The organism is Mycobacterium sp. (assembly GCF_035603715.1).
Classification (GTDB): Bacteria; Actinomycetota; Actinomycetes; order Mycobacteriales; family Mycobacteriaceae; genus Mycobacterium.
The window spans coordinates 1-13771 of the sequence record NZ_DATNJW010000238.1; the positions used below are offsets into that span (position 1 = coordinate 1).

At 63.2% G+C, this 13771-nt stretch carries 12 protein-coding genes; 7 read left to right on the forward strand and 5 right to left on the reverse strand.

Annotated features, from left to right (window positions below; genetic code table 11):
* Window positions 1-30: 30 nt before the first annotated feature.
* Window positions 31-1656, reverse strand: coding sequence for an NAD(P)/FAD-dependent oxidoreductase (locus VN856_RS10150; protein ID WP_325688572.1), 1626 nt, complete (start codon window positions 1654-1656; stop codon window positions 31-33).
* The gene (locus VN856_RS10155; protein ID WP_325688549.1) at window positions 1649-2089 is read right to left on the reverse strand and encodes a nuclear transport factor 2 family protein; all 441 of its coding nucleotides are present in this window, start codon (window positions 2087-2089) and stop codon (window positions 1649-1651) included. The genes VN856_RS10150 and VN856_RS10155 overlap by 8 nt, the downstream gene beginning before the upstream one ends.
* Window positions 2090-2167: 78 nt before the next feature.
* Between VN856_RS10155 and VN856_RS10160 the strand changes: the two genes are divergently transcribed.
* Genes VN856_RS10160 through VN856_RS10180 form a run of 5 tightly spaced genes read left to right on the forward strand, consistent with a single transcriptional unit; the run spans window position 2168 to window position 6459 of the window.
* A complete protein-coding gene (locus VN856_RS10160; RefSeq protein ID WP_325688551.1) occupies window positions 2168-3160 on the forward strand; it encodes a Rieske 2Fe-2S domain-containing protein in 993 nt (330 codons plus the stop codon).
* Window positions 3157-3789, forward strand: coding sequence for a cysteine hydrolase (locus VN856_RS10165; RefSeq protein WP_325688553.1), 633 nt, complete (start codon window positions 3157-3159; stop codon window positions 3787-3789). Before VN856_RS10160 ends, VN856_RS10165 begins: the two co-directional genes overlap by 4 nt.
* Complete coding sequence (locus VN856_RS10170; protein WP_325688556.1) at window positions 3786-4415, forward strand: PaaI family thioesterase; 630 nt, start codon at window positions 3786-3788, stop codon at window positions 4413-4415. The genes VN856_RS10165 and VN856_RS10170 overlap by 4 nt, the downstream gene beginning before the upstream one ends.
* An 8-nt stretch (window positions 4416-4423) precedes the next feature.
* Window positions 4424-6076, forward strand: a complete 1653-nt coding sequence (locus tag VN856_RS10175) for an acyl-CoA synthetase (RefSeq protein ID WP_325688558.1) — start codon at window positions 4424-4426, stop codon at window positions 6074-6076.
* 2 nt (window positions 6077-6078) lie between these two features.
* Entirely contained in the window at window positions 6079-6459 is a 381-nt protein-coding gene (locus VN856_RS10180; RefSeq protein WP_325688560.1) for a nuclear transport factor 2 family protein, read from the forward strand.
* Here the strand turns inward: VN856_RS10180 and VN856_RS10185 are convergent.
* Complete coding sequence (locus tag VN856_RS10185; RefSeq protein ID WP_325688562.1) at window positions 6435-7760, reverse strand: cytochrome P450; 1326 nt, start codon at window positions 7758-7760, stop codon at window positions 6435-6437. The genes VN856_RS10180 and VN856_RS10185 overlap by 25 nt on opposite strands.
* A gap of 85 nt (window positions 7761-7845) precedes the next feature.
* Here VN856_RS10185 and VN856_RS10190 point away from each other — a divergent pair, with 85 nt between their 5' ends.
* Window positions 7846-8382 (forward strand): hypothetical protein, encoded by a 537-nt coding sequence (locus VN856_RS10190; protein WP_325688564.1) that lies wholly within the window; start codon window positions 7846-7848, stop codon window positions 8380-8382.
* A 180-nt stretch (window positions 8383-8562) separates the two neighbouring features.
* Here the strand turns inward: VN856_RS10190 and VN856_RS10195 are convergent, their stop codons facing one another.
* On the reverse strand, window positions 8563-10116 hold the full coding sequence (locus VN856_RS10195; RefSeq protein ID WP_325688565.1) for an arylsulfatase: 1554 nt from the start codon (window positions 10114-10116) through the stop codon (window positions 8563-8565).
* A gap of 231 nt (window positions 10117-10347) precedes the next feature.
* On the opposite strand from VN856_RS10195, the gene VN856_RS10200 reads away from it, so the two are divergent.
* The gene (locus VN856_RS10200) at window positions 10348-11151 is read left to right on the forward strand and encodes a Stf0 family sulfotransferase (protein ID WP_325688567.1); all 804 of its coding nucleotides are present in this window, start codon (window positions 10348-10350) and stop codon (window positions 11149-11151) included.
* A gap of 24 nt (window positions 11152-11175) precedes the next feature.
* Here the strand turns inward: VN856_RS10200 and VN856_RS10205 are convergent.
* Window positions 11176-13771 (reverse strand): ATP-binding protein (locus VN856_RS10205; RefSeq protein ID WP_325688569.1); only part of this gene is annotated, 2596 nt, incomplete at its 5' end.

Below are 13771 nucleotides of genomic sequence, written 5' to 3' on the forward strand. Positions count from 1 at the left end.
GCGCGGCACTGAGTGCGATCGATGTGGCGCTCATGTAGCCAACGTGAAGCCGGTGTACCCGGCAGCCGCGATCTCATCGCAGCGGCGCCGATATTCGGGGATTCCGCCGGTGTAACCCATGTACATCCGTTTCTTGCCGGGCACGTTGCCACCGTTGTACCAGGAGTTGCATGATGGATGGACGAGAACGGTCGGTGCGACCAACGAGGTCGCGTGGTCGATCCACTCCTGCTGCGCGGTGGACAGTGCCTCGATGGTGCGAATTCCGTTGGAGCGCAGGTGTGTGATGCAGTCGCAGATCCAGTCCACATGTTGTTCGAGCGCGGCGACGAAGTTGGTCGCCGCGCTCGGGCTGCCCGGGCCCTGGATCGTGAACAGGTTCGGGAAGCCGGCGACCGCCAGGCCCAGATAGGACAACGGGCCCTCGGCGGCCCAGAATTCGGCGAGCGACAGTCCGTCGCGTCCACGGATGTCGATGCGGCTCAACGCACCTGTCATTGCGTCGAACCCGGTGGCATAGACGATCACGTCGAGATCGTAAGAACGGTGGTCAGTACGAATACCGGACGGGGTCACCGCGCGGATCGCTCCCTTGCGCAAATCGACGAGCGTCACGTTGTCGCGGTTGAAGGTTTCGTAGTAGCCCTGGTCGATGATCGGCCGCTTGCAGGCGAACGGGTGGTCGGGCACCAGGGCGGCCGCCGTTTCGGGGTCCTCGACGATCCGCGCCACCGCCTCGCCATACAAGGTTGCCGCCATCCGGTTGGCCTCGATGTCGAAGAAGATGTCACCCCAATTCAGCGCGCCCAGGACGCCGTCCTCTTCGATAGCACGCAATTGGTCTTCGCGTGACGCCGACTTCAACGGGGGCTTACCCAGCATCCCGAGGAGCACCGAGAAGGCGCTCAGCCGCGCCGCACCAACCGGGTGCGCCCGTTGGGCGGCTCGGATGTCGTCGTAGTGCGCTTTCAGATCGTCCAGCTCGCCGGGCTCGAACCGCCGCACCCGCCACGGCAGGGTGTAGGCCGGAGAGCGCTGAAACACGTAGAGCTGCTCGGCTTCTCGGGCAACGACGGGGATGAGCTGGACACCGCTCGAGCCGGTACCGATGACGCCGACTCGCCCGCCGGAAAAGTCGACACCGTCCTTCGGCCAGCGGCTGGTGAACAACGACGATCCGGTGAAGGACGCCATCCCGGGGATGTCGGGTTCCAGCGGCGCCGACAAGATTCCGGTAGCCGCGACGACGAGCGGGGCCCTGAGAACCTCACCGGCTTCGGTGCGCACCGTCCAGTCCGCCGCCTGCTCGTCGAAGGTCATCGCGACGACCTTGGTGCCGAACTGGATGTCGCGGCGAAGGTCAAGACGGTCGGCAACGAAGTTCAGGTAGGCCTCCACCTCGGGCTGGGCCGGCATGGTCTCCGTCCACACCCATTCCTGCTGTATTTCCTCGGAGAAGCTGTACGAGTACTCAATGCTCTCGATGTCACACCGTGCACCGGGGTAGCGGTTGTACAGCCAAGTGCCACCGACGTTTTCGGCCATCTCCAGCACCCGGGTCCTGAGCCCGAGCTGACGCAGCCGGTGCAGCGTGTACAGGCCGGAGAATCCGGCACCGATAACGAGCGCATCGAAGCGCGGGTCGCTATCAGGCATTGTCACCGGTGATCTGCTGGATGGTCCGGGTCAGGTGCAGCGTCTTGATCCGCCAAGTGCCGTCCTGTTTTTCGTAGGTCTCGTGGTAGTGGCCCGCACCGTGCAGTTCGTTGCCGTTGCCGAAGATGATCCAGTCCTCCATTGCCCAGATGCCGGTAGCGGTCACGGGCGAGGTGAGGGTGATTTCCGGGGTATGGCAGTGGTGCATCGTGGCCGCATTCTCGAGACTGCCCAGCACCATGGGCACGAAGTTGTCGGCACCTTCCACCGGCGGGCCTGTCAACGGGTCGGCTCCACCGGTGGACACCGCCATGTCCAGCAGGACCACCACGTCGTCGCTGAACACACTGCGCCACCCGTCGGCGTCCTTGGCGTCGAGAAACCGGCAATAGCGCGCTTTCAACTGCCTAATCGCTTCGAGATCGTCTGCCACTTCCCAACGCCTCCCTCGACCTGGAATCCATACTGTAACGTATTTAGTATCGCCGCCACGAGTGCTTGAGGAGCCGGTGTGAAAGTTCCCTTCACCTGGAAAGTCACCGGTTGGTTCATGGTCGGCTGGTCGCCGGAATTTCCCATCGGCGAGGTCCGGCCGCTGCATTATTTCGGCGAGGATCTGGTCGCTTACCGAGACGAGCAGGGTGAACTCCACGTCATGGAAGCGCACTGCAAGCACCTCGGCGCCCACATCGGCCACGGCGGCACTGTGGTCGGCGACTGCGTTCAATGCCCGTTCCATGGATGGCGCTGGGGACCCGACGGCACTAATCGGTACATCCCCTATCAGCCGGACCGGCCCAATAAGGTATTGCGGCTGCGGGTGTACCCAGTCCGGGAGCAGTACGACTGCGTGTTCATCTGGCATCAGCCAGACGGCAAGGAGCCGCAGTGGGAGATGCCGGACATCTTCCGCAAGTTCCCGCAATTCGAGACCGATCCGGCCGCCTACTACCGTGCGTTTCCGGAGTTCTCCCGGCGGGCCGAACGCGAACCCGTGCATCCGCAAACCGTCGCCGAGAATGCACCCGACAGTGCGCATTTCGAGTACGTGCACCATGCGACGGTGACGCCGCGCGTGCTGGACTGGAAGATCGTCGACCAGGAATGGCAATTCGTCGCCGGCTGGCCGGATGCCCGCAGCGACAACTCTGAGGATCTCGCGTTACGGTTCCACAGCCACTTGTTCGGCCTGGGTGGCGCGATCAGCGTGTTCGAGGGCGCCCAGAATCATCGGCTGATCTTCACCTGCACACCGGTCGACGACGAATGCTCGGACTTGTTCTATTCAATCTGGTGGCCGCGGCTGCCCGGCGACTCGTCCGACATACCGAGCGGCGAGCTGCGCGACACCATCGAAAAGCATTTCCTGTCAACAGTCTTCGACGATCTTCAGATCTGGCGTTACCAGAAGTACGTGGAAAATCCGGCGCTTTCCAAAGAGGACGCGAAAGGGTATATGGCCCTGCGTAAGTGGGCTGCTCAGTTTTACGAAGTGCCGGCATGATCGACCTGGCCGAGATCGCGGCACCCGGGCACACCGCGATCGTCACCCAAGAGTGCCAGGGCGCCGTCATCGGCCCGAACGCCGGGCTGGCAATACTCGCCGAGGAGGCGCGCCGTGTTGCACTGCCCAACATCACCAGGCTGCTGCCGGCTGCTCGGGCAGCAGGCGTGCGGGTGGTGCACTGCGTAGTGCAGCGACGTCCCGATGGGCTCGGATCCAATCACAACGCGAAGATCTTCTCCATCGGGCGCGGTGAGGTGAACATTCTTCCGGGTACGCCGGGGGCCGCGGTATTGCCTGAATTAGGACCCGAGCCAACCGATCTGGTCCTCAGCAGATGGCACGGTGTCGGCCCCATGGGAGGAACCGACCTGGACGCCGTGCTGCGCAACCTCGGGGTGTCGACCATCGTGGTGGTCGGGGTATCGCTGAATATCGCGATCCCCAACGTGGTCATGGACGCGGTCAACGCTGCCTACCGGGTCATTGTGCCGCGCGATGCCGTCGCCGGAATCCCCACCGAGTACGGCAATGCGATCATCGATAACACGCTGTCGCTGTTGGCGACAATCACCAGCACCGACGATCTGATCCAGACGTGGGGCCAGCCCGATGAGGGGACTTTGTGACCGACGCCGCCGACACCGCACCCGCAGCCCGGGGTGGGTTTCCCGAAGTCCGACCGGTGGAAGACGCACCCCCGGAGCTGGGCCGATTCGTCGCCGCGATGCGCCGACTCCAGGATCTGACCGTCGCCACCAACCCGGACAGCTCGCTGTGGGCTGATGCAGCCGCGCACCTGGAAAGCGCGTGCGCCCTCTTGGACGGCCACCAGGTTCCGGAGACGCAGGTCGTGGCGGGCCGCGTGTTGAGCATTCCCGGATTGGGGCATCCGCTGATGCCGCCGTGGACGATGAACGACTCCGGGCGCGACGGTGTCACGATGACTGGGCACTTCACCGAGGCTCACGTGGGCGGTAACCGGGCGGTGCACGGTGGCATGATTCCATTGCTGTACGACTGGCTGCTCGGGATGACGGTGACCGCCGCGAAGATCCGGCCCACCCGGACCGCCTTCCTGCACGTCGACTACCGCAAGATCACCCCGATCAACGAGCCGCTGGAGGCTCGCGGCACGATCATCGAGATCGACGGCCGTAAGGTTTTCATCACGGCTACCATGACGGCAGCCGACGGCGCGGTACTCAGCGAAGCCAACGGCCTGATGGTTCGCTTACTTCCGCACCAGCCGTGAGAGGCCTGATGTCCGACACCGCAGTCGAATTCACCGTGCCCGCCGTCACCGCAGCCGTCGCGGCCACGATTCCGAACCGCGAGCTGATCATCCAGGGCGATCGACGCTACACCTACGCAGACATCGTCGGGCGGTCGAATCGTCTGGCGGCATACCTGCACTCACGCGGGTTGGGTTGCCACACAGAGCGATCAGCGCTGGATGGCCACGAAGTCGGGCAGGATCTTCTCGGCCTATATGCCTACAACGGCAACGAGTTCGTCGAGGCGTTGCTGGGCGCCTTCGCCGCCCGGGTCGCACCGTTCAACGTCAATTTCCGCTACGTCAAGAGCGAGTTGCAGTATCTGCTCGCCGACTCGGGTGCAACGGCACTGATCTACCACGCCTGCTTCGCACCGCGGGTAGCCGAAGTGTTGCCGGATCTTCCGCAGCTGCGGGTCTTGATTCAAATCGCCGACGATTCGGGCAACGCCTTGCTCGACGGCGCCGTGGACTACGAGACCATCATCGGCTCGGATTTGCCGGAGCCGGCACTCCAGCACTCCCCCGACGATCTGTACGTCCTCTATACCGGCGGCACCACCGGGATGCCGAAAGGTGTGCTGTGGCGGCAGCACGACATCTTCATGACCTCCTTCGGCGGGCGCAACATCATGACCGGAGAGCCCAGTAGCTCGCTCGACGAGATCGTGGAGAGGCTGGCGGGCAGCGCGGGAACCAAGCTGTTGCTCCTGCCGCCGCTGATCCACGGTGCGGCGCAGTGGAGCGTGATGACGGCGATCACCACCGGCCAGACCGTTGTCTTCCCTTCTGTTGTAGACCATTTCGATGCTGATGATGCGGTCCGCACCATCGAACGGGAGAAGGTGATGACGGTGACCGTGGTCGGTGACGCGATTACGCGCCCCTTGGTCGCCGCGATCGAAAAGGGCGTCGCGGATGTGTCGTCGTTGGCCGTGGTGGCCAGCGGTGGCGCGCTGTTGACCCCGTATGTCAAGCAACGCGTGATCGACGTGCTGCCCAACGCCATCGTCATTGACGGCGTCGGATCCTCGGAGACCGGTGGCCAGATGCACCACATGTCGACCTCGGGAACCGTGTCGACGGGCATCTTCAATGCCGGGCCCGACACCGTCGTCGCCGCCGAGGATCGCGGCTCGATCCTTCAGCCAGGTCACGATGGCATGGGCTGGCTCGCCCAACGGGGCTACGTACCACTGGGTTACAAGGGCGACGCCGCCAAAACCGCGGCCACTTTCCCGGTGATCGAGGGCGTGCGTTACGCGGTACCCGGTGACCGGGCCCGCCACCGCACCGACGGCTGTATCGAGCTGCTGGGCCGCGATTCGGTGACGATCAACTCCGGCGGCGAAAAGATCTTCGTCGAAGAAGTCGAAACGGCCATTGCCTCGCATCCCGCGGTGACCGACGTGGTCGTCACCGGACGACCCAGCGAGCGGTGGGGCCAGGAAGTCGTCGCCGTCGTTGCACTCGCCGATGATGCGCGGGCCGAGGCTGTTGAGCTGATCGACCATGCCGCGAAAACCCTGGCCCGCTATAAACTTCCGAAGGCGGTCGTCTTCCGCGACGCCATCGAACGCAGTCCCTCTGGGAAGGCTGACTACCGTTGGGCCCGCGAGCAAGCGGTGAACGGAGCATAGGCATGGGCGACGACGACGTGCGGGCCGCTCTACAACGCCACTGGGATGCCTCCGACGCGAACGACTTCGCCACTGAACACCAAATCTATCGAGCCGATGCAGTTCTCGACTATCCGCAATCGGGCGAGCGCATCCGAAGCCGAGCCAACATCCAGGCGTCACGCACCGCCCAGCCAAACCTCAAGCGGTTCACCGTGCGACGCATGCTCGGCAGCGGAAACCTGTGGGTCAGCGAACTCGTCATGACGTACGACGGAAAGCCCTCGTACGTGGTCAGCATCATGGAATTCGAGGGCGCCGAGGTGGTCCACGAATCGCAGTACTTCAGCGACCCGTTCGAGCCGGGGCCATCTCGCGCTCAATGGGTCGAAAAGATGGACTGAGCCGGGCGCAGTGACACCGGTAGGTGTGTGAGTCCGTGCAGACCGATGCTGTTGTTGAAAGTCGGTTCACCGGCCAACGTCAACGCCGGATAGTGCTCGAACAACGACTGCAAGCCGATGTGTAATTCCATCCGGGCAAGTGCCGCACCCAGACAGACATGCGTGCCCGTGCTGAAGCTGAGGTGTTCGCGGGCGTTGGCGCGGGCGGTGTCGAAGGTACCCGGGTTCTCAAAGAGTGCCGGATCGCGGTTGGCGCCGCCCGCTAAAAGAAAGACGGGTTCGTCCGCCCGGACCGGATACCCTTGCACGTCAACGTCTTCGGTAGCGATACGCGGCACTACATGACCCGCCGTGTCAAATCGCAGAATCTCCTCGACCGCACCCGGCCAGCCGTCGGGATTCGCGGCTAGCGCGGCCACCTGATCCGGATGACGGACCAGCGCGACGACGGCTTTGCCCATGACATGACTCGTGGTGACGAACCCCGCGCCCAGGAGCAAATTCGCGAGCATCCTGAGTTCGATTTCGCTCAGATCGCCGCTACGTACGACGTCGGAGAGGATGCTCTCGCCGGTATCGTCTTTCCGCAGCCGCTCGATATGGTTAGCGAGATACCGGTCGAACTCGCGCAGGACTGCGTTGCCGGCCCGAAAGTCACGCCAGCATGCTGCCGTGCTACCGATCAATCTCGTTGTGGCTTCGGCGACTTCCTGGAGATAGCCCGTCTCCCCGGGGGGCATTCCCATCATTTCGGTGATGATCGCTATCGGAATGCGCGACGTGTACTCGGAGACCAAATCGCACTCGGTCTTGCCCGTCAGACCGCGCAGCAATCCGTCGGCGAGGTTGTGAACACGGCCACGAAGTCGCTCGAGCGCGCGCGGCGTGAATGCCCGCGCGACCGGGCGACGCAGCCTCGTGTGCTCGGGCGGATCGGTGACCAACATCGACGGTGGCTCGATCGGGTTGAGTACGTCGGGGTCGGTCTTGGCCAAGATCCACTGGCCGAAACGAAAAGACGATCGATCCGGAGGTTTGAAGGTCCTGAAGCGGCCGTCGCGGAGCACCTCGCGCATGATCTGCGAATCGGCGGTGACCCAGCCGCGGACTTTCACAACTGGAGACATTCGCCCGCGACGGCGGACCTGCTCGATGAGCGGATAGATATCGGGGACGGGATTGCGGTCGATGGTCATCAATTGCGCCAGCGGATCGCCTCGTCGCGCCAGCAGATTAAGCGCCACGCGTGACGGCGCATACCCCACTGCCCAATGCGTCCACTCCCGGACTGGCACACCCATGTGCCCACACTCCTGAGGAAATCGGCTGCCATGGAGCCTAACGCGCCCAGGTCTACAGTTGAGTGGGCACGACGAAAGGTACGCAATGTTCGCAGCGTTCGGATTCGAAGCCATGGGTGTTGTCGTCGGCGACATGTTCTTCGTCGACCCGACACCGAACGAAGGCCAAGAAACCCCTGAGCGGGGAGTCAGATTGGAACTACGGCTGGTCGACCGGGCCGAGCCGCGGGGATCGATCTACGCCGGAGTCCCAATCGCTTTCACCCGCCCGGTGTGGCGGGTGGATCTTTTCGGGTCCACCGAGAGCCCGCCCGGGACACTCGACCGGGCCCACCATCACCCCCGGTTCAACGGCTGGGAGCCCAGCCGCCGGAACTTCGTCCCCGAGCTGTCAGCCGACCCGCTGTCCTGGTTGGCAGCTGAGCTGGCCGACCCGGGCGCCGTGCTGGCCCGGGCCGGTGTCGACGCGGACGAAGTCAGCGAGGCCGATATAGCAGGACTTGCCGCGGCCGCCCCGGACATTGTTGCCACGGTGAAACGAATGCTCGACGGCGTGCGGAGTGGCCAATTGGCGCCGGCCCCCGCCGAGCCTGTCGCCGCGGCGCGCACGGGCTGGCTCTGAGCTCGGGGACGGCGCGGTTTCTCTCTCGCGGTTGAACCGTTCACCGTAAGTAGTCGTTGCCTGCTTAGTTGTCGGCGAGGACCCTCTGACCGCGTTCGACATGCAGCCCTCAAAACACGTCGCGGCGCATGGATCAGGCGGGACATCCCGGCTGCAGCTCCCAGTCGTTACGACACCGGGCTAATCCTTTGCCAGGAACTTGTGGAGTTGCTCCACAGCATGGTCGATGGTGAAGCTGGCGGGTGCGTGTCGCGGCGGGAACTCCTTGAAGGTGTCGAGGAACTTCGTGGCCATAGCGACCATGTACAAGACGAAGTAGTCGTGGCGAAGGAACCACTCGTAGTAAGTATTTGAGGTGATATCGGCATACTCGAACGGATCGGTACGCAAGTTGAACAACTTTGGTAAGCGCAGCGATGTGAATGGTTCTGCCCATAGCCGCATAGTGCCTTGGCAACGTTGCTCCATGAAGACGGCTTTCCAGTTCTCAAAGCGCATAGCGACCAGATCCCCGTCGTCGGAGAAGTAGAAGAACCCCCGCCTTGGGCTGGTTTCGACCTCTCCCGTCAGATACGGCAACAGGTTCACGCCGTCGATATGGACCTTGAATGTCTTGTCCTCGCCTTGGAGATTGACGACGTAGCCGTTCTTGAGCTTGTCGCTGACATCGGGGTCGCCAGCGGCTGCGAGCAGTGTAGGCAACCAATCATGGTGCTGGACAATATCGTTGGACACGACCCCAGCTTTGATCTTGCCGGGCCACCGGATCAGCTCCGGTACTCGGAACGCTCCTTCCCAGTTCGTGTCCTTTTCGCTCCGGAACGGGGTCGTGCCCGCATCCGGCCAACTGTTGCGGTGCGGCCCGTTGTCGGTGGAGTAGATGACGATGGTGTCCTCGGCGATACCCAGTGCGTCGAGGCAGTCCAGTACCTTGCCGACATTGCGGTCGTGATCGATCATCGTGTCGTGGTAGTCGGATTGCCATAGCCCCGCCTGACCCCGACTTTCGGGCTTGGGGTGGGTATAGAGGTGCATGTGGGTGGTGTTCATCCACACGAAGAACGGTGTCTCAGTTCCGTGTTGGCGGATGATGAAATCAATTGTGACATCGGTGATGTCATCGTCGATGGTCTGCATCCGCCGGGTGTCGAGAGGGCCGGTGTCCTCGATGATCTGCTTGCCGACGGGCCCAAACTTCGGATGGTCGGGCTCGGCGGAGACCTTGTCAGTGGCCCGGCATTTCAGTACGCCACGCGGCAGCGCAAGTTCGTGCAAGATCGGGAATTGATCGGCATGGGGATAGTCGAACTGCTCCGGTTCTTCCTCGGCGTTGAGGTGATAGAGGTTGCCGAAGAACTCATCGAAGCCGTGCACGGTCGGTAGGTACTTGTTCAGGTCACCGAAGTGGTTCTTGCCGAACTGCCCGGTCGCATATCCCAACGGCTTGAGTAATTCCGCGATCGTCGGGTCCTGGGCGGCCCACCCGATATCGAAACCGGGCGCGCCCACCTTGCTCATACCAGTCCGGTACACACTCTGGCCGCTGATGAACGCGGCCCGTCCGGCAGTGCAGCTCTGCTCACCGTAGGAGTCGGTGAAGAGCATCCCCTCCTGTGCAAGCCGGTCAATGTTGGGCGTGTGGTAGCCCATCAATCCCATGCTGTAGCAACTCAAGTTGCTGATGCCGATGTCGTCGCCCCAGATCACGAGGAAATTGGGTTTCCCATTTGGCATATGAGGCCCCTTTTGCTTGCGGCTGGAGGTTCCTATTGCACGGCGGTTGTCCGCGTCATCGACGCTATACCCACCCACTTCCCATTGCCGCAGATTCCAAGTGCGCCCGGAGTAGTTCAGCGAACCGCCGACCTCTGTAGGCCCGTGGCGCCGGGGCGATCGTCAGCAAGCTTGCGTTCGGAATCGAAGGCGTGCGAGCGTAAGAGCAACTCTCGAAAGGGGGCGAAGGTCATGAGCCAAGCAACCTATGTCATCGCCTCAACTCCTCGCTCGGGTAGTTCGCTTCTGGCCGCTGGCCTCGTTGCGACCGGAGTCGCCGGGCGGCCCGAAGAGTACTTCACGCCCGACTACATCGGGTCCTATAAGCAAGACCTGAAACTGCCGATGGATTGCTCATGGGCAGAATATGTGGCGAAGGTTATGGCGTTCGCGGCGACAGAGAACGGTGTTCGGGGAGTAAAAATTCATTGGCGCCATGTCGTCTTGCTTGCGCGAGCCCTGGGTTTTCATGGCGATCCGGGGGTTGTTCTCGAGATGCTTTTTCCGGCAGCAGTTTTCGTGAATATCGTCCGTACCGATCGGCGCGCGCAGGCCCTATCGCTGTTTCGCGCCGAGGCGACTGGCGAGTGGTTTCGTGCGTCCGGGTTGTCGAGGAGTGCGCGCTCGTGGGGGCTCTACCTGGCGCGGCCCACACCCGGTCGGGCTGCGGTCGACCTCACCGGCGTGGTGCCGGCATACGAGCAGATTGTCGAGATGGAACGAAGCCTCGACGCCGAACAGGCTGCGTGGACCAATTACTTCACCAGTCGGCGTCCCGAGGTCCTGACGGTCCGGTATGAAGAACTCGACGTGAACTACGACGGTGAGATTGCGCGAGTCTTGCAATTTCTCGGCGCTGATCCCACACACGCCACTGGCTTGCCCAAATCTCCGCTCGAGCGTCAATCCGACCACATCAACGAATACTGGCGGCGACTAATTGACCACGAGCAATCTGACCGAGCTAACCGATGTCCAGCGGCCGAGCTGAATTGAGGCGGCGCAGGTGAATCCGGGGCTCTATGGCATTGCCTCGGCCCACGCGATATGTCCTTCGAAGTTAAGCGTTTTCGCCATGTCGCGGTAGCCATCCCTGAGGTCGCAGTAGGCGGCGTCGTCACCACGTGCACGCGCCAGCAGTGCGCGTAGCCGTAGCAGCCAGACATCGAGCATCACCAGGCCGTCATCGGCTGGTGCGTCGACTAACCGCTCGATCGCAGCGTTGGCCTCTATCAGGTCACCTTCTGCCCCGCGATCTAGCAGTGTCTCCACCAAAACACCCGTCGCGGGAATGCCCCACACCGGCAGCTGTCCCTCGCCGAGCAGATGACCGACGGCGGCGGCCATTAGCGGTATGGCTTCATCGCGATCTCCGCGCCGAGCCCTCTCACGAGCCGCGTACACACTGACGCCCGTTAAATCGCACAGGTTGTATCCCCGGCGTAGGAACACCTCGCCAACCTCCGCCAGCAGCCGTTGTCCGCGGTCGCGCTCCGCAGCGGTGTGGTGGTGTACCAGCGCAATGCCCAGCGTCATCTGGGCGAATGCCAACGCGATGTCATCACCGGATCGTTCGGCAATCCGCAGGGCATCCACGATCTCGCCCACCGCGACATCGTCGGGCACCAGCACGCCGTACAGCATCCCCGCGTTGTAGACCCAGGCGACAACCGTGGCGTAGGACAGGGGGTCGGCGCTGCGTGCCATGACCAGGCCGTGTCGCAGGTCGTCGCGCCATCCGTGACGACCCAGGCAATAACGGGCGGTACCCCGACCTATAAAGCCACTCGCCAGTGGACAGCCGAAAAGGAAGTTGCCCTTGGAGGGATCACCGTCGGCCAGGTCGATCACTCTCTCTGACCAGCGCAGCACGTCACTCCACTCGCCACTTTCACCCTTAGCGTGGATCAGCGGCATGTACAGCCCCACGGTCAAGGTCGGGTCGCCGATGGACTCGGCGAGGGTCCAGGCTTCAGATGCCAGCTGCGACGCGTCGCGCATCCGGTCCTGATACGCGTGATCCATCACCAACCCCGCCATGGCGATGGCCAGTGACGCCTTGTCCCCGGTGGCCGCACACAACTGCCGTAACTCCTCGAAGCGGTCACCGGCAGCGTTCACGTGGACTCGATAGGCGGTCGCGCACAACATAGTGCGAGGAGCAATGCGAACGGCTGCCCGGTCGGGGTCATCGGCGGGTAATGCGTCGGCGATCTTTTCCGCGCGCTCCCAACTCAGTCGCGCAGCGGCGATGTCGCGGTTGGTCGCCCACGTAGCCGCGCGCATGTGCCAGCCGTAGGCGGCGTGCAGGTCACCGGCGACCTCCACATGTTCGGCGATCAGAGCAGCGTTCTCCTCGGTCGCCGCCGGGTCATGTGATTCGATGGCGGCCGCGACGCGGCGGTGTAATTCGGCGCGATCGGATTTGAGTTGTGATTCGTAGGCCACCGCGCGGATCAGCGGATGGTGGAACACATACTCGGCTTGCCGGGTGGATCGGATCTGATCGATGAATTCGCCGCCCACCAAGCTGTCAAGGACAGGGTCAATTCCCAGTGTTTCCAGTAGTTCCCGGCTGAAGCGTGAGCCGATGACAGCGGCTGCGCTCAACGTGCGCTTGGCCGCTGGATCAAGCCGGTCGATGCGGGCTGCAATAGTCGCTTGCAATGTGGCCGGCACACTGACCTCGCCACCATCGGTTGTCGATTCGTAGGCGCTGCGGTTACCCCGCAGCACGCCGCGCTCGGCCAGGTCGCGCACGATCTCTTCGGCGAAAAACGGATTACCGGCGGCCCTCTCGGCGATTGTCTGGCCCAATGCACCAACCGATGGGTCAGGGCCGAGCAGCTCTCGAACCAGTGCTGCCGTCTCCGAATCACTCAGAGGCGTAAGCGCTAGGGTCTGCGCGTCTGCTACGTGGGTTAACGCGCCCCGATACTCCGGGCGATGGGTGAGCATCACCATCGATGGGGTGTGCGGGATGACGGTGAAAAAATCTGTCAGCATCGACTCGCTGGCCTCATCAATCCAGTGCGCATCCTCGACCACGTACAGCGCCGGTTGGGTGCGGGCCACCGACGCGGCATAGATCAGTGCCGTCAACCGCCGACGACGAGCATCCGGATCGATCTGCGGAAGCTGCACATCGGGATCGGCAATGCCTAGGAGGTCGTCGAGTAGCAGCATGTCCTCCGGGTCTGCGTCGGGAACCCTGTGGCGCACTCGATCGCGGGCGTCCTGCCTATCAAGACCCTCAACGCCGATGGCCGCACGCAGCAGTCGCGCGACGACATGGAAGGGGACCTGGCTGGTGTCTGACTCGCAGAACGCGGTGAACACCTCCAAACCTCGTCCATGCGCCATCCCCGCCACCTCACGCACCAGACGGCTCTTGCCGATACCAGGTGGGCCCACCATCCCGACCACTGCGCCGTGGCCGTCGATTGCGCGATCCAACAAGCTCTCGACGGCCGACAGCTCCCCGCGCCGACCCACCAGAGTCGACTCGGCACGCCCGACGGCGCGATGCCGGTCGCCGATGCCCAACAGGCGGTGGGCACGCACCGGCTCGTCGGCACCCTTGATCCGAACCAACTCAGCCTCGCCCAAGGCTGCT